The 21845-nt window shown below is 69.6% G+C and carries 21 protein-coding genes and 1 tRNA gene; 15 read left to right on the plus strand and 7 right to left on the minus strand.

What is annotated here, in order from left to right; translation table 11 throughout:
* The 5 genes from GT358_RS08445 to GT358_RS08465 form a co-directional block, all read right to left on the minus strand.
* Positions 1–615: ATP-binding cassette domain-containing protein (locus GT358_RS08445; RefSeq protein WP_208103439.1), on the minus strand; the 615-nt coding region annotated here is incomplete at its 3' end.
* Positions 616–633: 18 nt separating this feature from the next.
* Complete coding sequence (gene ugpE / locus GT358_RS08450; protein ID WP_166582174.1) at positions 634–1482, minus strand: sn-glycerol-3-phosphate ABC transporter permease UgpE; 849 nt, start codon at positions 1480–1482, stop codon at positions 634–636.
* A complete protein-coding gene (ugpA, locus tag GT358_RS08455; RefSeq protein WP_166582175.1) occupies positions 1482–2366 on the minus strand; it encodes a sn-glycerol-3-phosphate ABC transporter permease UgpA in 885 nt (294 codons plus the stop codon). Before ugpA ends, ugpE begins: the two co-directional genes overlap by 1 nt.
* 52 nt (positions 2367–2418) lie before the next feature.
* Complete coding sequence (gene ugpB / locus GT358_RS08460) at positions 2419–3738, minus strand: sn-glycerol-3-phosphate ABC transporter substrate-binding protein UgpB (protein WP_166582176.1); 1320 nt, start codon at positions 3736–3738, stop codon at positions 2419–2421.
* A 180-nt stretch (positions 3739–3918) separates the two neighbouring features.
* A complete protein-coding gene (locus GT358_RS08465) occupies positions 3919–4278 on the minus strand; it encodes a PRC-barrel domain-containing protein (protein ID WP_166582177.1) in 360 nt (119 codons plus the stop codon).
* Positions 4279–4478: 200 nt separating this feature from the next.
* On the opposite strand from GT358_RS08465, the gene GT358_RS08470 reads away from it, so the two are divergent.
* A tRNA-Lys gene (locus tag GT358_RS08470) sits at positions 4479–4554 on the plus strand.
* Here the strand turns inward: GT358_RS08470 and GT358_RS08475 are convergent.
* Entirely contained in the window at positions 4555–5451 is an 897-nt protein-coding gene (locus GT358_RS08475) for a glycoside hydrolase family 5 protein (protein ID WP_243730793.1), read from the minus strand. It abuts the tRNA gene before it with no gap.
* A 125-nt stretch (positions 5452–5576) separates the two neighbouring features.
* Between GT358_RS08475 and GT358_RS08480 the strand changes: the two genes are divergently transcribed.
* From GT358_RS08480 to GT358_RS08495, 4 genes are read left to right on the plus strand one after another with little or no spacing between them, the layout of a single operon-like run.
* Positions 5577–6095 carry a GAF domain-containing protein gene (locus GT358_RS08480; protein WP_166582179.1) on the plus strand — a complete coding sequence of 173 codons (519 nt, stop codon included), beginning with the start codon at positions 5577–5579 and terminating at the stop codon, positions 6093–6095.
* Positions 6092–8095: a SpoIIE family protein phosphatase gene (locus GT358_RS08485; RefSeq protein ID WP_166582180.1), complete on the plus strand. Its 2004-nt coding sequence runs from the start codon at positions 6092–6094 to the stop codon at positions 8093–8095. Before GT358_RS08480 ends, GT358_RS08485 begins: the two co-directional genes overlap by 4 nt.
* Before the next feature lie 5 nt (positions 8096–8100).
* Positions 8101–8439 (plus strand): STAS domain-containing protein, encoded by a 339-nt coding sequence (locus GT358_RS08490; protein WP_166582181.1) that lies wholly within the window; start codon positions 8101–8103, stop codon positions 8437–8439.
* Between the two features lie 16 nt (positions 8440–8455).
* Positions 8456–8887, plus strand: coding sequence for an ATP-binding protein (locus tag GT358_RS08495; RefSeq protein WP_166582182.1), 432 nt, complete (start codon positions 8456–8458; stop codon positions 8885–8887).
* Between the two features lie 6 nt (positions 8888–8893).
* Here the strand turns inward: GT358_RS08495 and GT358_RS08500 are convergent, their stop codons facing one another.
* Complete coding sequence (locus tag GT358_RS08500; RefSeq protein ID WP_166582183.1) at positions 8894–9460, minus strand: hypothetical protein; 567 nt, start codon at positions 9458–9460, stop codon at positions 8894–8896.
* Between the two features lie 235 nt (positions 9461–9695).
* Between GT358_RS08500 and GT358_RS08505 the strand changes: the two genes are divergently transcribed.
* The 10 genes from GT358_RS08505 (at position 9696) to GT358_RS08550 (ending at position 21843) form a co-directional block, all read left to right on the plus strand.
* A complete protein-coding gene (locus GT358_RS08505) occupies positions 9696–11540 on the plus strand; it encodes a glycosyltransferase (RefSeq protein ID WP_166582184.1) in 1845 nt (614 codons plus the stop codon).
* Entirely contained in the window at positions 11527–11916 is a 390-nt protein-coding gene (locus GT358_RS08510) for a hypothetical protein (protein WP_166582185.1), read from the plus strand. Before GT358_RS08505 ends, GT358_RS08510 begins: the two co-directional genes overlap by 14 nt.
* 164 nt (positions 11917–12080) lie before the next feature.
* Positions 12081–13700, plus strand: coding sequence for an ABC transporter substrate-binding protein (locus tag GT358_RS08515; protein WP_166582186.1), 1620 nt, complete (start codon positions 12081–12083; stop codon positions 13698–13700).
* Positions 13697–14722, plus strand: a complete 1026-nt coding sequence (locus GT358_RS08520) for an ABC transporter ATP-binding protein (RefSeq protein WP_166582187.1) — start codon at positions 13697–13699, stop codon at positions 14720–14722. The genes GT358_RS08515 and GT358_RS08520 overlap by 4 nt, the downstream gene beginning before the upstream one ends.
* Positions 14722–15669, plus strand: a complete 948-nt coding sequence (locus GT358_RS08525) for an ATP-binding cassette domain-containing protein (protein WP_166582188.1) — start codon at positions 14722–14724, stop codon at positions 15667–15669. Before GT358_RS08520 ends, GT358_RS08525 begins: the two co-directional genes overlap by 1 nt.
* A gap of 10 nt (positions 15670–15679) precedes the next feature.
* On the plus strand, positions 15680–16612 hold the full coding sequence (locus GT358_RS08530) for an ABC transporter permease (RefSeq protein WP_166582189.1): 933 nt from the start codon (positions 15680–15682) through the stop codon (positions 16610–16612).
* Positions 16609–17508, plus strand: a complete 900-nt coding sequence (locus GT358_RS08535) for an ABC transporter permease (RefSeq protein ID WP_166582190.1) — start codon at positions 16609–16611, stop codon at positions 17506–17508. The genes GT358_RS08530 and GT358_RS08535 overlap by 4 nt, the downstream gene beginning before the upstream one ends.
* Before the next feature lie 2 nt (positions 17509–17510).
* Complete coding sequence (locus GT358_RS08540) at positions 17511–18695, plus strand: aminotransferase class V-fold PLP-dependent enzyme (protein ID WP_166582191.1); 1185 nt, start codon at positions 17511–17513, stop codon at positions 18693–18695.
* Positions 18696–18698: 3 nt separating this feature from the next.
* The gene (locus tag GT358_RS08545; RefSeq protein WP_166582192.1) at positions 18699–19463 is read left to right on the plus strand and encodes a FadR/GntR family transcriptional regulator; all 765 of its coding nucleotides are present in this window, start codon (positions 18699–18701) and stop codon (positions 19461–19463) included.
* Positions 19456–21843: a transketolase gene (locus tag GT358_RS08550; protein WP_166582193.1), complete on the plus strand. Its 2388-nt coding sequence runs from the start codon at positions 19456–19458 to the stop codon at positions 21841–21843. Before GT358_RS08545 ends, GT358_RS08550 begins: the two co-directional genes overlap by 8 nt.
* Positions 21844–21845 lie beyond the last annotated feature (2 nt).

The raw sequence follows: 21845 nt of genomic DNA on the forward strand, positions 1-21845 counted from the left end.
GCCGTTCAGGACCACGAGGCGGTCGGCCAGCGTCAGCGCCTCGAGCTGGTCGTGGGTGACATAGAGCGAGGTCGTGCGCAGGCGGCGCTGGAGCTGGCGGATCTCGACCCGCATCTGGACGCGCAGCTTGGCGTCGAGATTGGAGAGCGGCTCGTCGAACAGGAAGGCGGCGGGCTCCCGGACAAGGGCGCGGCCCATGGCGACGCGCTGGCGCTGGCCGCCCGAGAGCTGGCGCGGCTTGCGGTCGAGGAAGCGGTCGATTTCGAGCATCCGGGCCGCCTCGCGCACGCGGCGGTCGATCTCAATGCGGGGCACGCGGCGGTTGCGCAGCCCGTAGGCGAGGTTGTTGTAGACGCTCATGTGGGGATAGAGCGCGTAGTTCTGGAACACCATGGCGATGTCGCGCTGGGCGGGCTCGAGCGCGTTGACGACGCGGTCCCCGATGCGCAGCGTGCCGGAGGTGATGGTCTCGAGCCCCGCGACCATGCGCAGCAGCGTGGACTTGCCGCAGCCCGAGGGGCCGACGAGGACGATCATCTCGCCGTCGGCCACCTTGAGGCTGACGCCTTCGACGGCGCGGACACCGCCGGGATAGGTCTTGTGGAGATCGTCCATCGCGATGGAGGCCACGGGCTACTTCTCCGTCTCGGTCAGGCCCTTCACGAACAGGCGCTGCATGAACAGGATCACGAGGACCGGGGGCAGGGCGGCCATCACCACGGTGGCCATGACGAGGTGCCACAGCGGCTCCTGCTCGCCGCCGCGGGCCATGCGCTGGATGCCCATGACGATGGTGAAGTAGTCCGGGTCGGTCGTGATGAGGAGCGGCCAGAGATACTGGTTCCAGCCGTAGATGAACATGATGACGAAGAGCGCCGCGATGTTGGTGACCGACAGGGGCACGAGGATGTCGCGGAAGAACTTCATCGGGCCCGCGCCGTCCACCCGTGCGGCCTCCATCAGCTCCTCGGGGACGGTCATGAAGAACTGGCGGAACAGGAAGGTCGCGGTGGCCGAGGCGATCAGCGGGATCGACAGGCCCGCGAAGCTGTTGAGCATGCCGAGATCGGCCACGACCTGGAAGGTGGGGACGATGCGCACCTCGACCGGCAGCATCAGGGTCAGGAAGATGATCCAGAAGAAGAACAGCCGGAAGGGGAAGCGGAAATAGACGATGGCGAAGGCCGAGAGCAGCGAGATCGCGATCTTGCCCAGCGCGATCGTCATGGCCATGACGAAGCTGTTCCAGAGCATCCCGCCGATGGGCGGCGTGCCCGCGCGCGAGCGCCCCTCGACGATGACGGTGCGGTAGTTCTCCCAGCCCTCGGCGCCGGGCAGCAGCGGCATCACGCCGCGCACGAAGGTGCCCGCCGGATGGGTGGAGGCGACAATGGCGACATAGACCGGAAAGGCGACCAGCGCAACGCCCAGGATCAGGATGGCATGGGCGAGGATGTCGGCCCAGCGGCTGTTCTCGACCATCAGTAGTTCACCCGCCGCTCGATGTAGCGGAACTGGATCACCGTGAGCACGATCACGATGGCCATGAGGATGACCGACTGCGCGGCCGAGGAGCCGAGGTTCAGGTTCACGAAGCCGTCGCGATAGACCTTGTAGACGAGGATCGTGGTCGCCTGGGACGGGCCGCCCTCGGTGGTGGCGTGGATGACGCCGAAGGTATCGAACATCGCATAGACCACGTTCACCACGAGCAGAAAGAACGTCACGGGCGACAGCAGGGGAAAGACGATCGTCCAGAACCGCTTGAACCGACCCGCGCCGTCGATGGCCGCCGCCTCGATCAGCGACTGGGGCACGGATTGCAGACCGGCGAGAAAGAACAGGAAGTTGTAGCTGATCTGCTTCCAGGCCGCCGCCACGATCACGAGGATCATCGCATCGGTGCCCGAGGCGCGGTGGTTCCAGTCGTAGCCCAGCCCCCGCAGGACGTAGGGAAGGATGCCGATGGAGGGGTTGAAGATGAACCACCACAGCACCCCCGCGATGGCCGGGGCCACCGCATAGGGCCAGACGAGCAGCGTCGTGTAGGTGTCGCGCGACCGGATCATGCGGTTGACCATCACCGCGAACAGCAGCGCGAGCGACATGGACAGCGCCGTGGTCCCGAGGCTGAACCAGAACGTGACCACGAGCGCGTTGTGGTAGAGCGGATCGGCCAGCAGGCGGGCGAAGTTGTCGAGGCCCACGAACTGGGTGCTGAGGCCGAACACGTCCTGGCGGAGCACCGACTGCCAGAGCGCCTGACTGGCCGGCCAGATGAAGAAGACCAGCGTGATCGCCACCTGCGGCGCGAGCAGGGCGAGGGGAAGCCAGAGGCCGGGAAAGGTGGTCCGCTTGGTCTGCATGGGAGGTGGGGAGGCAGGATGCCCCCGGCCGGGCGGCCGGGGGCAGAGCCGGTCAGTTCATCGCCGATTCGAAGTCGCGCAGCAGGACGTTGCCGCGGCTCACCGCATCGTCGGCGGCCTGCTGGCCGGACTTGGTGCCCGCCATCACGGCCTCCATCTCCTCGGAGATGATGTCGCGGATCTGCACGAAGTTGCCGAAGCGCAGGCCGCGCGAGTTTTCCGTCGGCGGGTTCAGGGTCATCTGGCGGATGGAAATGTCGGAGCCCGGATTCTCCTCGTAGAAGCCCGCCTCGCGCGTCAGGTCATAGGCGGCCTGCGTGATGGGCAGGTAGCCCGTCTCCTGGTGCCAGCGGGCCTGGACCTCGGGCTCGGAGAGGTATTCGAAGAAGCGCGCCACGGCGGCGTATTCCTCGTCCTCGTGGCCCTGGAACACCCAGAGGGTCGCGCCGCCGATGATCGAGTTCTGGGGCGCACCCTCGACGTCGTCGTAGTAGGGCAGGAAGGCGAAGCCCACCTCGAAGTCCGAGTTCGCGAGCACGCCCGCCCGGCTGGCCGAGGAGGCGAACACCATCGCGCATTCGCCGGCATAGAAGGCGGGCAGGGCATCGGGGCCCGAGCCGGGCCCGCCCCAGCGGAAGGCGCCTGCATCGGCCCAGCGCTTGAGGTTGTCCCAGTGGCGCGCGACGAGGTCGTTGTTGAACACGAGTTCGGTGTCGAAGCCCTCGAAACCGTTGGCGCGGGTGCCGAGCGGAATGTTGTGCCAGGCCGAGAAGTTCTCGAGATGGACCCAGCTCGGCCAGGAGGTGGTGAAGCCGCAGGGCGCGGCGCCCGATTCGAGGATCTGGAGCGAGGCCGCTTCCATCTCGTCCCAGGTCTCGGGCGGGGAATCGGGGTCGAGGCCCGCGGCCTCGAAGATGTCGCGGTTGATGTAGAGGATGGGGGTCGAGGAGTTGAAGGGGAAGGAGAGCATGTTGCCCTCCGGGTCGGTGTAGTAGCTGACCACCGCCGGCAGGTAGGCTTCCGGGTCGAAGGTCGCGCCGTGATCGGCCATCAGCTGGTAGATCGGGTAGATCGCGCCCCGGGCCGCCATCATGGTGCCCGTGCCGACCTCGAACACCTGGACGATGTGCGGCTGCTGGCCGGCGCGGAAGGCAGCCATCGCGCCGGTCATGGTCTCGGTGTAGTCGCCGCGATAGCTGGGCCGGACCGTGACCTCGTCCTGGCTGTCGTTGAACGCCTGCGCGACGGCCTCGAGCTTCTCGCCCAGTTCGCCGCCCATGGCATGCCACCAGTCGATCGTGACCTCCGCCCGGACCGCGGCGGGCGCGGCAAGGCAAAGGATCACGGTCGGGATCAGGCCCCTGCGGTGCATCGTGCATCTCCCTGTGCTGGCGCGGCCCTGCCTGCGGAGGAGACAGGCGCCGCCATCGGGGAGTGCCTTGCGCGAGGACCGTAACAGGAGCGTAACAGGACAGGCTGTCGTGGCGTCAACGTCAGAAGGCAAGAAGGGGCGCCGGAACCGGCACCCCTCCTGCGGACGCTCCCGTAGGGCTCACACCCAGTAGGCGGGTGCGCCGTAATGGCCGTGAAGCCGCTCCTCGTAGGCGCGGTCGCGGTACCAGTCGTCGCGACGCGCCGGCGCGCCGCGAAGCTGCTCCTCGGTGATGTCCGTGCGATAGCCGCCGAGTCGCGTGTCGTAGCGCAGCTTGTTCCAGGGGATGGGGTAGTACTCCTCGCCCAGACCCAGGAAGCCGCCGAAGGACATGACGGCATAGCCGATCTTGCCGGACTGCTTGTCGATCACGAGGTGGTCGATGGTGCCGACATGGCGGTCGTCCAGACCATAGACGGCGGTGCCGTTCACACGGTCGGACGTGATGACGTTGCTGTCGGACTGGCCGTAATCGAACATGGTCCGCCCTCCTGATTTGCGTTGCAGACGGGGAGACAACGCCCCCCGATCTGGGGCGTTCCGCCGGACCGGTTCACGCAGGCGGGAGGAAAGGACCCGTGCGGCACGCGGCAGGGCAGTCCGGGGGGCTTCCGCGACGCGGCAAGGGCCGCCCGGAGCGGGTTGACGTGCCCCCTCGGCGCATCGTAGCTGCGGGGAGGGGGCCGTTAGCTCAGTTGGTAGAGCAACTGACTTTTAATCAGTTGGTCGCTGGTTCGAGTCCAGCACGGCTCACCATCAACCGTCCATCAGTGCGGCCCGCAGGCCGGGTCGCCACTCGTGCGTGCCGGGGGAGAGCACCCCGAAACCGGCGCGCAGGGCCCAGTGGCACCAGCCCATGCCATGCGCTTCCGCGGCCCGCCGGACCGCCTCGATCCAGCGCCGCCGGGCCGCGGGCGGGGCGGCTTCCGTGACGCCGAACTCGCCCAGAAGCACCGGCCCGTCGGTCCGGGCGGCCCGGGCGATGGCCGCCTCCAGCGCCGCGCGCTCCTGCGGAGTGCCCCAGCCGCGACGAGGATGGCGCACCGGCAGCCAGTCGGCCTGCTGATGGGTGAAGGCAAACGGCTCGTAGAAGTGGAAGGTCAGAGCGATGCGGGGTCCGGGCCGGGGAAGCGCGGCCACCTGCTCGGCGGCGCTGTGATCCGGGCCGCCCAGGACGATCCACCGGTCGGGGTGGGACGGTCGGAGCACGGCCAGGAGCGAGGCCCAGAGCCGCTGAAGTTCGACGGCGCCGAGCCGCCCGCGCGGCTCGTTGAGAAGCTCGAAGATCAGCCCGTCCGGAGCCCCCCGGAAGCGGTCGGCGATCTCGGCCCAGATGGCCGCCGCCACAGGGCCGTATCGTTCGGGGTCCTCCATGAGGGCGTCGAAATGGTGCAGGTCCAGGATCACGTTCAGTCCCAGCGACAGGACCGCCTCCACGATCTGCTCCACGCGGTTCATCAGCGACGGCCGGACGCGGCCGTCCCAATGGGCCGCAAAGCGCACAGGAAGGCGCACCGTGTCGAAACCGGCCTGCGCGATCCAGCGCAGGTCGCCGTCGCTCACGGGGGGACCCCAATCCCCCTCGCAAGGCGCATCGAGCGTGTTCCCGAGGCTGATGCCGCGGCGCACGGGAAACGGAACGGGGTCCTGCATCAGGGACAGGCCCCATCGCGCCGACAATGGCTGTTGCCGGAACAGGGTCTACACCCATAGGGAGAGTGACGCGGCATGGCCGATCCGGTTATGCGGGCTTTGGAGCAAGAGGAGGCGCGACGATCGTGGACCAGCCCAATCATCCGGGCGAGATCGAGCGGCTGATGCGCCTGGCGGAGTCGGGGCTGGACGTTTCGTCGCGCATTCCGGAACTCGACGATCTCTGCCGGGATGCCCGGGACCATTTCGGCACGCGGATCGCGGCTGTCACGATGCTGACACGCGACCTCCAGATCCTCAAGGCCCGCGCAGGAACGGAGATCGAGGCGGTGCCGCGGCACCTCGCGTTCTGCAATGTCACGATCCTGTCCGAAAAGGTCATGGTCGTCGCGGACACGCTCGAGGACCCGCGGTTCCGCGATCATCCCATGGTCACGGGAGAGCCGTTCGTCCGGTTCTATGCCGGCGCCCCGCTCGTCTATTCGCCGGATCTGGTCCTCGGAGCGTTCTGCCTGACAGACGGCAAGCCCCGGACCTTCTCGCTGGGCGACAGGGCGGAACTGACCGCCTATGCCGAAGCCGCGGTGTCGATCCTGGTGGAATCGTTGGACCGTCCGGCAGCAGTCGGCGGCCGAGCGCCTTGAGCGGCGACGCCGCCGCATCGGCCGTCGCGCCCAATGCCCGCGACGCCCGCTTCCGCGGAGCCCGCGGCCGGCTGACGCTGCGGATCGTCCTGCTTGCGATCCTGTCGGCCTTCGGGCTGGGCCTGGCCGGGCTGATGGTGTGGCTGGGGCTGGACCGCTGGAGCGACTATCGCCTCTACAGCCATCAGCTGCGGGTCGAGGAAACGCGTTTTGCCCTGCGCGACAGCCTGCTGGCGGCGGAACAGGCGGCGCTGGACCTCGCCGTGCTCGCCTATGGCGGCGAACCGGAGCGCGATCCCGCCGACGACCTCGCCCGTGCCGCGGCAAGCCTCGAGGCGACGCTCGGCTCGCTCGCTGCAGCCGATCTGCCGGGCGGGGCCGACATCGCGGTGGCCGTCGCGGAGAAGATGGCGCGGCTCGGGACGATCAGGGTAGAACTCGCCTCCACCCCGGCCCGCGACGATCGCGAGCTGGCCGAGCGGGCGGCGGATCTGCGGGCGCTGGCGCTCGATCTGAGGTCGCTGCGGATGCGGATCCTGCGCGCCGTCGGGGTGCCCGACGTGGCGATGGGGGTGGTGCACCTGTTTCGCAACTACGCGCTGCAGGTCCACGACACGATCCACGCCAACGCGGCCGCCTATCTGTCGATCCTGACCGGCCTGCGGACGCCCTCGGCGGCCGAGCTCACGCTTCTGTCGCGGGAGACCACGCGCTCGCGCTTCGCGGCTCCGACCTTCATCGATCTGGTGGATGCCGATCCGATCATGGCCGGCACGACGGCCTCGGACCTCGTGGACTTCATCGAATCCGAGTACATCCCCGCCGAGGAGGCCATCCTGCAGGGCATCCGCGCGGGCGCGGTGAGCCCGGACACCGTCGCAGGCTGGATCGCCGCCGTCCGTCAGGTGGACGAGCTGACGCGCCGGATGCTGGCCGCCACCGACGAGGCGGCACGCCGGCATCTGGGAGAGCGCCTCGCCGCGGAATGGAGGGCGCTGGTGGCGTCGCTTCTGGTCTCGGGCGGGGTGCTGGTCGCTTACCTGCTGTGCGCGGCGCTGATCGTGCGGCGCGTCGTGGGACCCCTGGGGGAGATGCGGCGGACGATGCTGCGTCTGGCCGAGGGCGACCTGCGTCCCGTGGGTGTGCTGCGCACGCCGTTGGCGGACCTGCTGGCGATGAACGACGCGCTGCGCGTGTTCCGCATCAACGCAGTCCGGCGCGAGCGGCTCCAGCAGGAGCGGCTGGAACTGCATGCCCGGATTGCCGCCGCGGCGCGGGAGATGCGGGCCGATCTCGAAGCAGCGGCTCTGGTCCAGCTGTCGCAGCTTCCGCCGCCGGGGCATCTCGGCGGCTTCCGGTTCGACACCTACTTCCGCGCCTCCCGTCTGCTGGGCGGCGACACGTTCGACTTCTTCCGGCTGTCCGACGGCCGGGTGGCCCTGTTTCAGGTGGATGTGGCAGGGCATGGCGCCGCGGCAAGCCTGGTCTCGGTGGCCGCCCATATCGCGCTGCGCCGTGCCCTCGACGCGCTCGGCCCGGAGGAGGGGCCGGCGCAGGCCATGGAGGACGTGAACCGGGGCTGGCGCGAGGATCTGCCCTATTTCACCGCGCTGGCCGCCGTGCTGGACGGCCGCACCGGCGAAGGCTCGCTGGTGCAGGCGGGACATCCCTATCCCGTCCTGCTCGGGTCCGGGGCACCGCCCGCCCGCCTGGGCGAGGGCGGCGTGCCGGTGGGGGTGGTCCCGGAGCCCGGCTGGCGCGACATCCCCTTCACCCTGCGCGCCGGCGAGCGGCTCCTGGTCTTTTCGGACGGGATCTACGACGTGCAGGACGACACCGGATCGATCTTCGGCGAGGATCGGTTCATGGATCTGGTCGGACGGCTGAGCGCCCTGCCGTCGGAGGATCTGATCGCCGGCATCGAGGCGGCCTTGCGCAACTGGTCCGCGGCTGATGAGATGTTCGACGACATCAGCCTGGTGGTGGTCGAGAGGGTCTGACCGGGATGCAGACAGAGGAGACGGTGCAGGACGGCGTACTGGTGGTCGGGGTGCGCGTGCCCCGGCTCGAGGCGAGCAATGCGCCGGAGTTCCGCCGCACCCTGATCGAGCGGATCGAGGCCGGACACCAGCAGATCGTCATCGATCTGGCACAGGTGCAGTTCATCGACAGCTCGGCGCTGGGCGCCCTGATCGGGGCCGTCAAGCGCATGGGAGCGCTGGGCACCATCGCCCTGGCCGCCCCCAACGGAACCCTGTCGAGGCTGCTGACGCTGACGCGGATGGACAAGGTCTTTCCCATCACGGAGACGGTGGAGGACGCCGTGGCCAAGCTTGCCTCCTGATCCGTCGGCAGACGCCATGGCCGGCCAGCGCCTGAGGGTCCGCCGCCACCTCGCCTGCGTGGCTCCGGCCGCGATGGCCTCGCGCGACTTCGCGCGGCTTCACCTCGACGAGGAGGGAGCCTCGTCGGTCGAGCTGGCCGTGGCCGAGACGCTGACGAACGCCATCAAGCACGGACAGGTGCGGGGGCGTGACGACACGGACCTGGTCCTGTCGCTCGATGTCGATCCCGAATGGCTGACCGTCGAGATCTTCGATCATGTCCCCCTGGTCCCGGACGGGCTGCTGCAGGCCGCGGGCGAGCAGGCGCTGGAGATCGATCCGGAAGACTTGGTGAACCTGTCCGAAAGCGGGCGCGGTCTCGCTCTCATCGTCCTGTCGATGGACGAGGTGTCGCTGCACACGACGCCGGACCGTTTCAGCCTGCGGATGCGCAAGCGCCTCGGCTGAGGCCGTTCAGAACGTGTTGATCGAGAAACCGACGAACGTGTCGCCGCTCACGAAGCGGTGGCCGAGCCGCAGCCGCACGGGCGATTCGCCGAGCCGGTAGCCGAGGACCGCCGCCGTCTCCCGATAATCGGCATTGTCGCCCTGCACGGTCAGGGCGGCCGAGAGACCCGTGCCCGCATGGGAGGTCTCGGCCAGGAGAAGATACTCGGCCCTGATGCTGTTGACGTCGGCCAGCGTGAAGATCCCGCCCCATTCCGTGGGGGTCCAGCGCTCGAGCGCCAGGCGCAGGCCGGCCTCCCCCTCACCCGGTCGGTCTTCCCAGCGCAGCGAGGGGCCGGCCTTGAGGACGAACCCGCCGCCGAGCGGGACGCTTCGGCTCAGGAAGGCGGTTGCGGCGGACCCTTCGTCCCATTCCGACCAGCCGAGCGCGATGCCATGCTCCCCCCTCTGGATGCTGGCCACGGCGCTCGAGGCAGAGGGCGCGAAGTCGAACTGCAGGTATTCCCCGTCGGCGCTCGCGCCCTGCGCGACTCCGAACGCCAGGAGGGCAAGACCGAGCGGACGAAGCCCCATGCATCCCTCTCCGCACCGACGCCGCCGAGGATCGCACCAATGGGGAGGCGGCTGAACACGCGCATGACGAAGGGAGGCTCCGGCGCCTGCGGATGTGGCGCAGCAGTCACAGCCCTGTCGGGCGTTCCGTCCGAACATGGCCGTGCCACATTCCCGTTCTTTACCAACAACCGGGGGTTGTTCGTCGGAGAGGTTCTGTCGGGTGACATCGCAACAGGGATCGGAGCGTCCCCTGGTGACGCGCTTCGAACGCCAGGAGCCGTGGACCCATGCGGATCACGGGCCGCTCCACGTGGCGTTGTGGCAGTTCCTGGCCACGGCCAGTCTCGTCTTCGGGACGTGGTACATCGTCTGGCGCTGGACCTCCTCGCTCAATCCCGATGCGCTGTGGTTCTCCGTGCCGCTTGCCGTCGCCGAGACGCTCGCCTTCATCGGGCTGGTTCTCTACACCGTGAACCTCTGGACGCCGCGCTCGCCCCGGCCGGGTCCGCTTCCGGTCACGGCGGGCGACATCCTCGGGGAGACCGACGGACCGGGCGGGGACCGGCCGCTCGCCGTGGACATCTTCTTTGCAACCTACAACGAGGACCCCGAACTCGTGCGGCTGGGCCTGCAGGATGCACGCCGCCTCGACTATCCGGCCGCGCTCGACCTGCGGGTGCACGTCCTCGACGACGGCCGACGGCCCGCCATGGCACAGGTCGCGGCCGAGGAGGGGGCGAACTACATCACGCGCTCCGACAATGTCGGCTACAAGGCCGGCAACCTCCGCAACGCGATGGACAACACCGGCGGCGACCTCATCGTGATCTGCGATGCGGACACCCGGCTGTTCCCGGACTTCCTGACCGAGACGCTGGGCTATTTCCGCGATCCCAAGGTCGCCTGGGTGCAGACGCCGCAATGGTTCTGGGACATCCCGCCCGGTGTCCCGCTTGCGGTGTGGCTGTCGCGCCGGCTCGGGCGGGCCGGGGCGTGGCTGGGTCGCGCCGTGGAGCGGATCGTCGGACCGGTCCGGCTGGGCGAGGACCCGTTCGGCAACGATCCGCAGATGTTCTACGACTTCATCCAGCACCGGCGGAACTGGGCCAATGCCTCGTTCTGCTGCGGGGCGGCATCGGTCCACCGGCGCGAGGCGCTCATGGAGGTGGCGATCCGCAGCTGGACCCGGCGGATCGAGGACGTCTCGCGCCGGGAGGAGCGCCAGACCGCGCGCCTGACGGGCGAGTCGGCCCTCTACGACGCCGTGCGCGACACCGCCCGCATGAGCCGCGCGCGCGAGACCGATTTCACTCCCTTCAAGCTGCACGTGTCGGAGGATCTCTACACCTCCATCCAGATGCACAGCGACCGCGAGCGCGGCTGGAAATCCGTCATGCACCCCAAGGTCGTGTCGCGGATGATGTCGCCCAACGACCTGCTGAGCTGGTCGATCCAGCGCTTCAAGTATGCGGGCGGCACGCTCGACATCCTGCGCAACGACAATCCGCTGCTGCGCCGCGGCCTGACGGGGCCCCAGAAGCTGATGTATGCGGCCACCTTCTATTCCTACCTGTCGCCGCTGTGGAACATCGTGTTCCTTGTTGCGCCCATCGTCTTCCTGTTCACGGGCATCGCGCCTCTCCGCACCTACTCGCTCGAGTTCTTCCTGCACATCATCCCGTTCCTCCTGCTCAACGAGATGGCGCAGCTCGTGGGGCTCTGGGGCACGTCGGTCATGCGGGGCCGGCGCTGGTACATGGCGATGTTCCCGCTCAATCTCGGCGCGCTCTGGGCCGTCCTGCGCGGCCAGCGGATCGCCTTTCCGGTGACACCCAAGGATCGCGCGTCGGGCCGGTTCCTCCGGCTGGTGCGCTGGCAGATCGCGTTCGTCATCATGATCGTCGCAAGCCTTGCGGTGGGCTGGATCTCGTTCCTTCAGGGCGAACCCGGCTTCTCGCTGGGCGCGATCATCGCCAACACGCTGTGGAGCGTGAACAACCTGCTGTCGCTTCTGGTGGTCATCCGGGCGGCGCTGTGGACGCCCGACCCCGTCCACGATCTTCCGGTCATGGAAAGGTTTCGCGATGCGGAAGCGTAGTGCCCTGCATGCGGCGCGTGGACAGATCGCCTGGATTCTCGCGCTCATCGTCTCGACCGCGATCGTCGTGCGGCTCGAGCATGTGAGCTTCGAGGCGGAGCGCTCGGCCCTCGTCTCCAACCCGTTCTCGGGACAGGAGTCGGACCCTGTCGCGCTGCTGGCGCGAACGCGCGAGGCGGCGTCCCGCGGCGATACCGGTCTGGCACAGCACGCCACCGCACTGGCCCTGGCGCTGGCCCGGGCACCCGGCGACCCTGTCCTTGCCGCCGAGGCGCGTGCCATCCGCAGCGAAGCGGAAGCGCGCCTGGCCGGACGGGAGGACCCGGTTCTCGCGGCGGCGGCAGCCCTGCTGGGAGAGGTCCTCGGCCCCGACTGAGGGGGGCAGGAAAAGGGTTGCACGAGGGCCTGCAATCCGTATCGTCCCAAAATGTCAGACAACTGACAAATCGGGCTGAACGGGAACCGGCCCGAGGCAGCGGACCCGGAGCGCGCAGGGAGCCGCGGGCCGACAGAACGGGCGCGTCAGGAGGGTTGCACATCATGTTGCTCAATGGATCGGGCCTGCCCGCACGGGCCGGCGCGCTGGCCCTGTCGATCGCCCTTGCGGCGCCTGCCTTCGCGGAGACCTTTGTCTCGGCGCCGGGTGAGAGCACCAGCGGCGCCTATCTCGACTATATGCGCACGGTCTATGCCCGCGCCGGCTTTCCGGAGATGATCCAGCTTCCGCTCACCTCGTTCGACAACGAATACGAGCTGCACGGGATGGCGGCCGAATCGTTGGAGCAGTCGGAGGACGGGCTGACCTGGACCTTCCGCCTGCGCGAGGGCCTGGTCTTCAGCGACGGCGAGCCGCTGACGGCCGAGGACTACGTGTTTGCGCTCCAGCGGGCGGCGTCCACGGGCTACGATTTCGGCTGGTACTGGGACTTTGCCGGCGGCATCGCGAACTGGAAGGCGGTGGCGGAGGAGGGCGCGGACCCCTCCACGCTGGGCGTGCGCGCAGTGGACGACCTGACCATCGAGGTCACGACCGAGACGCCCAAGCCCTACCTGCCGTCGGTGGTCAGCCTCTGGTATCCGGTCCCCAAGCACGTCTGGGACGAGCACGGCGACAACTACGCCACCAACGTGGACACGATCGTGGCATCCGGTGCCTTCACGGTCGAGAGCTGGGAGAAGTCCAACAACTCGATGGTCCTCGTCCGCAACCCCACCTACAACGGCCCCTGGCCATCGCAGGTGGATCGCGTGGAGATCGACCCCACGCTCGGGGCGCCCGAGGTCGGCCTGCCGGCCTTCATGGCGGGCGAGGTGGACTTCACGCCCCTCAACGCCGGCCAGATCCCCTTCGTTGAGGGCCGGATGCCCGAGGCGGTGCGTCAGAACGCGATCTTTGCCACATCCTATATCGCCTTCGACATGGACTCGCCGCCCTTCGACAACGTCGATGTGCGTAAGGCCCTCTACTACGCCGTGGACCGCGAGGAGATGACCGAGACGGTGCTGCGCAACCTCGCCATCCCCGCCGGCTCCATCCTGCCTCCCTCCTATCCGGGCTTCTCGGAGGAGATCGCGGCGCAGGCGGTGTTCGATCCCGAGCGGGCGCGGGAGCATCTCGCCGCGGCAGGCTATCCGAACGGCGAGGGCTTCCCCGAGGTCGAGATCTGGTATCGAGATCAGGGCGGCTACAACGGCGCCATCACCGCGCCCATGCTCCAGTACCTGCAGGCCGAGTTCGCCGAGCATCTGGGCATCACGATGAACATCCGGGTCATGCCGATCCAGGACTGGATGAACGCCATGCTGAACAGGGAGAACAACCTGTTCCTGGCCCCCTACGAATACGACTACATCGACCCGTCGAACTTCTACGGCATCTTCTACAACGGCGGGCGGCATCATCACCACGTTCCGGAATACGATGCGCTCGTGGCCGCAGCCGACGCCAATCCCGTCTGGGAGGAGCGGGTGGATCTCTACCGGCAGGCCGAGCAGGTGATGATCGACAACGCCTCCATCGTGCCGCTCGTCCATCCGATCCAGATGTTCGCGGTCAGCGACCGGCTCTCCGGCCCCTCGGTCGAGCCGAACTCGCAAGGGATGACGCCGATGAGCCGGCTCGTCCCCTATTTCTACGCCCATCTCGAGGTGGAGGAATGATCGCGTGGGGCCCGGCCAGCCGTGGACCGGGCCCCGCCGCCGGACCGGCCCCAGCGCCTGCGGCCCTTCTGGAGATCGAGGATCTGGAGGTTTCGTTTCCGCAGGCGGAGGGGATCGTGCGGGCCGTGCGGGGGGCCTCGCTGCGCGTGCCGGCCGGCGGCTCGCTGGGACTCGTGGGCGAGTCCGGGTCGGGCAAGTCCGTGACCTGCATGGCCGCGCTGCGCCTCCTCCGCGAGCCGCCGGCGCGGCTGCGGGCGCGGCGGCTGGACCTCGACGGCATGGCGGTGCTGGAGGCGGACCGGCGGACGCTGGCGCGGATGCGCGGCGGGGTCGCGGCCATGGTCTTTCAGGACCCCATGACCGCGTTCGATCCCGTCTTCACCATCGGCTACCAGATCGTCGAGACGATCCGCGCGCACCGGCGGGCGAGCCGCAGGGAGGCCCGCGAAGAAGCCGAGGCGCTGCTGCGGCGGGTCGAGATCCGCCGGCCGGACGCGGTGGCGGACCTCTATCCCCATCAGCTCTCTGGCGGGATGCTCCAGCGGGCGATGATCGCAATGGCCCTGTCCTGCCGTCCCCGCCTGCTGATCGCGGACGAGCCGACCACCGCCCTCGATGTCACCGTGCAGGCGCAGATCCTCCACCTCATCAAGGCCCTGCAGGACGAGTTCGGCATGGCGCTCGTGATGGTCACGCACGACCTGGGCGTGGTCGCGGAGACCTGCGAGCATGTCACCGTCATGTATGGCGGGCGGGTCATGGAAACGGCTCCGGTCGCGCAGATCTTCGACGACCCGCGTCATCCCTATACGCGTGCGCTGCTGGCCTCCGTGCCGGGCCGTGTGCCCGGCCGCCGGCGCCTGACCGAGATCCCCGGCGCCTCGCCCGACCCGCTGGATCCGCCGTCGGGCTGCCCCTTCCATCCCCGCTGCGCCCTCGCCGATGCGCGCTGCGCGCGCGAGATGCCCACCATGACCGCCACGGGGCGGGAGGCCCGGGCCGCCTGCTGGAGGCTGCCCTGATGCAGCCGGCGCTCGAGCTTCGGACCCTGTGCAAGACCTTCACGCTGCGCTCGGGCTTCGGACCCTTCGCGCGGACGGAACGCCTTCATGCCCTCGTGGACGTGGACCTGATGCTGCCGCCGCGCAGCATCGTCGCGCTGGTGGGGGAGAGCGGATCGGGCAAGACCACGGCCGGTCTCGTGGCCCTGCGGCTTCTGGAGCCGAGCGCGGGTCGCATCCTGATCGAGGGCGAGGACATCACCGACCTGCCGCCTGCGCGGTTGCGGCCGTTCCGGCGCCGGATGCAGGTCGTGTTCCAGGACAGCTATTCGGCGCTCGATCCGATGTTCACGCTCGCCCGCAGCGTGGCCGAGCCGCTGCGCATCCACGGGATCGGCACCCCGCGCGAGCAGCGGGAGCGCGCGCTCGACTGGCTGGCCCGCGTCGGACTGGCGGGCTACGGCAACCGCTATCCGCACGAACTGTCGGGAGGCCAGCGCCAGCGCGTGGCCATCGCGCGCGCACTCATCCTCGAGCCCCGCATCCTGATCGCGGACGAGCCCACCTCGGCGCTCGACGTCTCGGTCAAGGCGCAGATCATCAACCTTCTCATGGACCTTCAGGCCGAAATGGGCCTGGCGGTCCTGTTCATCAGCCACGACCTCTCGGTGGTCCGCTCGCTCTGCGACCGCGTGGCCGTCATGTGGGGCGGACGGATCGTCGAGCAGGCGCCGACCGAGGCGATCTTCACCCGCGCGCTCCATCCCTATACCCGCACCCTGCTCGAGGCGATCCCCGCCGCGCATCCGTCCGAGCGGCGCGCGCGGCGCTTCCGCGACCGCGCGGAGATCGAGGCCGAAATCCCGCGCCTGCCGTCCGCCGATCTGCCGGGCCGCCCGCCGCCTTCGGCCGAGCCGGTGCTGGTCGAGGTCGAGCCCGGCCATCTGGCCCGCGTTCTGGTCACGTGAGGGGAAAGCGATGCTGTCCTTCATCCTCCGCCGCCTCGTCTCGGTCGCCGTCACCTTCTTCGTGGTCTCGGTGGTCATCTTCGTGATGATGCACTCGATCCCCGGCGGCCCCTTCGACGCCGGCGACATGCCCCTGCCGCCCGCGGTGCGCGAGCGGATGATGGCCCAGTACGGGCTCGATCAGCCGCTCTATGTCCAGTACCTGCGCTACATGGCCGGCGTGCTGCGCTTCGACTTCGGGGTGCCGTTCCAGAGCCCCGGCGAAACGGTCGTCAGCCTCCTGGCCTCGGCCTGGGTCCCCAGCCTCGTGCTCGGCGGGCTCGGCGTGCTGATCGGGGCGCCGCTCGGCATCCTGCTGGGCATGGCAGCCGCCCTGCGCCGCAACAGCTGGGTGGATTACCTGGCCTCGGCGGTGGCCACGCTGGGCCTGACGGTGCCGGTCTTCGTGACCTCGATGCTCCTGATCCTCGTCTTTGCCGTCTGGCTGGGCTGGCTGCCCTCCAGCGGCTGGGGCGAGCCGCGGCGCTGGATCCTGCCCATCGCGGCCTATGCGACCATCCCGATGGCGACCTACGCCCGCTACACCCGCTCGGCGATGCTGGACACGCTCAACCGGCCCTTTGTCACCGTGCTGCGCGCCAAGGGCCTGTCCGAACGGCGCATCGTGTTCGGCCATGTGCTGCGCAACTCGGCCCTGCCGATGGTGACGGTGTTCCTGCCCATGTTCATCGGCACGGCGACGGGTTCGATCTTCGTGGAGGCGATGTTCCGCATCCCCGGACTCGGCTCCTATTTCGTCTCCTCCATCCGCACCCGGGATTACCCGACCGAGATGGCGCTGATGCTGATGCTGACGGTGATGTTCTGCCTCGCCTACCTCATCTCCGACATCCTCTATGCGTGGCTCAACCCGCGCATCCGCACCGGAGGGCGCCGCGAATGACTGCCGAGATCGGCCTCGCGCCGCCCGCGGAGCGCAAGCGGCGACGCGAGCGCAGCCCCCTCTGGTTCGCCTGGCGCCGGTTCTCGGCCAACCGCGCGGCGGTGGTCGGCGGCGCCGTGCTCGGCCTGATCGTCCTGATGGCGCTGCTGGCGCCGCTCATCACGCCGGCGGGACCCAACGAACAGGCTTTCCTGCGCAACGCCTACGAGGGGCCGTCGGCCGCGCACTGGTTCGGCGTGGACGATCTCGGCCGGGACTTCTTCACGCGCATCGTGTACGGCGCGCGGGTCTCGCTCTCGATCGGGTTCGCGGCGGCGTTCTGCGCGGTGCTGATCGGTCTGCCGCTCGGGGCGCTGGCGGGCTATTACGGCGGCTGGATCGACTGGGTGGTGATGCGGGTCATCGAGATCTTCTCCGTCGTCCCGCCGCTGCTCGCCGCGCTCCTGTTCGGCGCCCTGTCTGGCGGGGGGTTCTGGACGATCATCCTCATCGCCGGACTGTTCGGCTGGGTTCAGGTCTGCCTGCTGATCCGCGCGCAGGTCCTTGCCTTCAAGGAAAAGGAATTCGTCCGCGCGGCGCGCGCGCTCGGCGCCTCGCCGGGCTACATCATCCGCCACCACCTCGTGCCCAACGCCATCTCCCCGATCATCGTGGGCTTCGTCCTCGCCATCCCGCTGGCCATGATGCTCGAGGCCTCGCTCAGCTTCCTCGGCGTGGGCGTTCCGCCCCCGACGCCGAGCTGGGGGCAGATGATCAACATCGGGACCAACTTCATGTACTTCTACTGGCATCTCGCCGTGTTTCCGACCGCGGCTCTGGCCGTGACGGTGCTGGCGACCACCCTCTTCGGCGACGGCCTGCGGGACGCGCTGGACCCCACGCTGAAGGGCAGCTGACCATGCCGCATCCCCTGCACGGCCACTTCCTCCTCGACCCGGCCGTCACCTTCCTCAATCACGGCTCCTTCGGTGCCTGCCCTCGTCCCGTCTTCGAGGAGTATCAGGCGTGGCAGCTGCGGCTCGAGCGCCAGCCGGTCGCCTTTCTCGACCCCGTGCGGGGCTATGGCCGCTGGCTCGCCGAGGCGCGCGAGGCGCTCGCGGCGGAGATCGGCGCCGAGGCCGACGACCTCGTGGGCGTGACGAACGCCACCGTCGCGCTCAACATCGTGGCGCGTTCGCTGCCCCTCGGGCCGGGCGACGAGATCCTGACGACCGACCACGAATACGCCGCGCTCGACAAGACCTGGGCCTTCGTCGCCGCCCGTCGCGGGGCCCGCGTCGTGGTCGCGCCCCTCCCCCTGCCGCTCCGGTCGGAGGAGGCCTTCACCGAGGCCATCGAGGCGCGGATGACCTCCCGCACCCGCGTGCTGTTCCTGTCCCACATCACCTCGGCGACCGCGCTGCGCCTGCCTATCGAGCGCATCGTCGCGCGGGCGCGCGAGCGGGGCATCCTCACCGTGGTGGACGGGGCCCATGCGCCCGGCCACATCCCGCTCGACCTGCGGGCGCTCGGCGCAGACTTCTACGCCGGCAACTGCCACAAGTGGCTGATGGCCCCCAAGGGGTCCGCCTTCCTCCACGCGCGCCGCGACCGTCAGGCCCTGCTGTCGCCGCTCGTCGTCAGCCACGGCTGGACGGCCGACCGCGCCGAGCCGGGACCGTTCGGCGGCACCGCCTTCGTGGACAGTTTCGAGATGCAGGGCACCCGGGACCCGGCGGCCTTTCTGGCCGTCCCTGCCGCGATCCGCTTCCGCAGGGAGCACGACTGGGACCGGGTCGCGGAGCGGTGCCGCACCCTCGTGGACGGCGTCGAGGCGCGCATGGCGGAGCTGACGGGACTGTCTCCTCTCTCCGGCCCCGAGTTCCGGGCCCCACAGATGGCCGCGCTGAGGGTCCCGGCCCGGGGCGAGGCGCGCGACCTCCAGGCCAGGCTGCTCGAGCAGCACGGGATCGAGATCCCCTGCTACGACTGGGCGGGGCACCGGATCGTCCGCGTCTCGGCGCAGGGCTACAACGACCGGGACGACATGGACCGGCTCGTTGCGGCGCTCGCGGACATCTTCGCCCTGCCGGCAGCGGCCTGAGCCATGTCGCCCGCCGATCCCGCGCTGGGGCTTCTGGAGCCGCTCGATCCGCGCACCCGCGAGGCCGCGGTGCTCGACGCGCTCGCGGCCATGATCGAGCGCGCGGGTCTGGCGATCGGCGACCGCCTGCCGCCCGAGGTGCAGCTGGCCCAGAGCCTCGGCGTCGGGCGGTCCACGATCCGCGAATCGCTCAAGCGGCTGGAGGGGCTGGGCGTGATCCGCCGGCGGCGCGGCGACGGCACCTATCTGGCCGCTCGCCTTCCGCCCCCGTCTCCGGCCGTCCCGGTCATGGTCCGGCTGGAGGGAGAGGCGCTGCTGCGCCTGCTCGAGGTGCGCCGCGCGATCGAGATCGAGGCGTGCCGCAAGGCTGCCTTGCGCGCCACCCCCCCGCAGCGGGCGCAGATCGCGAGGCTCTGCGACGACCTTCTCGCCATCGTGGAGCGGCGCGGCGAGTATCGCCCCGCCGACATGGCCTTTCACGCCGCCATCGCGGAGGCGTCGGGCAATCCGATGTTCGGTCAGATCCTGTCGCGGCTCGACGCCCTGTTCGAGCGGTCCGCCGAAAGCCCGTTCAGCCGCAGCGCCTTCGGCCTGCGATCCTTTCCGCCGCACCGCGACCTCAGCGACGCCATCCAGCGCGGCGATGCCGACTCGGCCGTCGCCGCCATCGGGGCGATCATCGACACGGTCGAGGAGGAGATCAGGCAGATCATCGCCGAAGGTCCCGCATCGCCCCATCCGCCGAGGGAGGCGCAAGACCATGCGTGATGCCGCCGCGCTCGAGATCCTCCACCGCCGGCTGCTTTGGCTGTCCTGCTGGATGATCCACCATGCCAACCACCTCCGGCCCAAGGCCGAGGGCGACGTCAAGGTGGGCGGCCATCAGGCGTCCTCGGCCTCCTCCGCGGCGATTCTCGCTGCCCTCTACTTCCACGCGCTCCGGCCGGGCGATCGCGTCGCGGTCAAGCCCCATGCCGGTCCGGTCCTCCACGCCATCCTCTACCTGATGGGGCGGCAGACGCGCGAGCGGCTCGAGACCTTCCGGGGCTGGGGCGGCGCGCAATCCTACCCGTCCCGGACCAAGGACGGACCCGAGATCGACTTCTCCACGGGCTCGGTGGGACTGGGGGCGGCGCTGCCCCTCTTCGCATCGCTGGTGCAGGACTACCTGATCGGACACGGCTGGGGACCGGCGGAGGCAGGACGAATGGTCGCGGTGCTCGGCGATGCCGAACTCGACGAGGGCAACATCTACGAAGCTCTCCAGGAGGGCTGGAAGCACGACCTGCGCCGCGTCTGGTGGATCATCGACTACAACCGCCAGTCGCTGGACGGGGTGGTGCGCGAAGGGCTCTGGTCGCGCATCGAGGCCGTGTTCGACGCCTTCGGCTGGCGGGTGGTACGCCTCAAGTACGGGGCTCTCCAGCGGGCCGCCTTTGCCGAACCGGGGGGCGAGGCGCTGCGCCGCTGGATCGACGACTGCCCCAACGCGATCTATTCCGCTCTCGCCTTCCAGGGCGGCGCCGCCTGGCGCGAGCGGCTGCTGCGCGATCTCGGGCACGAGGAGGGCGTGGCCGACCTGCTGGCGCGCCGTTCGGACGAGGCGCTGGCCGCGCTGATGGCGGATCTGGGCGGGCATTGCCTGTCCAGCCTCTGCGACGCCTTCGATGCGGCAGACGACGACCGGCCCACGGTCTTTCTCTGCTACACGGTCAAGGGGTGGGGGACGCCCCTCGCGGGGCACAAGGACAATCACGCGGGCCTGATGACGCCGGCCCAGATGGAGCAGTTCCGCACCGCAATGGGGGTCCCCGAGGGGCGGGAATGGGACCCCTGGGCCGGTGTGGAGGACCCGGAGGGCTTGCGCGACGTCCTCGCCCGCGCGCCCTTCTTCCGAAGCGGGACGCGCCGGTTGGTCGCCCCGGCCGTTCCGGTCGAGCCGGCACCCCGGCTGTCCGAACGCATCATCTCCACCCAGGCCGCCTTTGGTCGCCTTCTGGACGAGATCGCCCGGCGCGGGGGAGCGCTGGCCGATCGCATCGTCACGCTATCGCCCGATGTCACCGTCTCGACCAGTCTCGGGCCGTGGGTGAACCGCCGGGGGCTCTTCTCGCGGCGCGAGGAGGCGGACACCTTTCGCGAACAGCGCGTCCCCTCGGCGCAGAAATGGGCCTTCTCGCCGCGGGGACAGCATGTGGAGCTCGGGATCGCCGAAACCAACCTCATGCTCGCGCTGGCGGCCGCCGGCCTGTCGCACAGCCTGTTCGGCGAGCGGCTGCTTCCGATCGGCACCGTCTATGATCCCTTCGTGGCCCGCGGGCTCGATGCACTGAACTACGCCTGCTATCAGGATGCGCGATTCGTGCTGGTCGGCACGCCGTCCGGCGTGTCGCTCGCACCCGAAGGAGGCGCGCACCAGTCGATCGGGACGCCCCTCATCGGTGTGGCGCAGGACGGTCTGGCCAGTTTCGAGCCGGCCTTTGCCGACGAACTGGCGCTGATCCTCGACTGGAGCTGGGACTACCTGCAGCGCGACGGCGAGGGCGACCCCGACGAGCGGACCTGGCTGCGGGACGAGACGGGCGGCTCGGTCTATCTGCGCCTGTCCACCCGCCCGCTCGAACAGGTCGTCCGGCGGGCCGATCCGGCCTTTGCGCAGGGCGTGCTGGACGGCGCCTACTGGCTGCGCCCACCGGGCCCCAATTGCGAGGTGGTGATCGCCTATCAGGGCGCCGTCGCGCCGGAGGCGATCGCCGCGACCGGCGCACTGGCGGAAAGCCGGCGCGATGTGGGCCTTCTCGCCGTGACCTCGGCCGATCGGCTCAATGCCGGCTGGACGGCTGCCCGCCGTGCGCGGGCGCGCGGGCACCGCACGGCGCGCAGCCTCGCGGAACGCCTTCTCGATCCGCTGCCGCGATCCTGCACGCTCGTCACCGTGATCGACGGACACCCGGCCGCGCTGGCCTGGCTGGGCGCGGTCGCCGGCCACCGGACCGTGCCGCTGGGCGTGGAGCATTTCGGCCAGACCGGCACCATCGCCGACCTCTACCGCCATTACGGGATCGACACGGACGGCATTCTGGACGCCGTGGAGCGGCTGACGCCGGGGGCCAGGCCGGTCCGGCTGCGGGCGGGCGGTTTCGCCTGAGG

It is taken from the genome of Rubellimicrobium sp. CFH 75288, from assembly GCF_009904055.1.
Lineage (GTDB): Bacteria > Pseudomonadota > Alphaproteobacteria > Rhodobacterales > Rhodobacteraceae > Rubellimicrobium.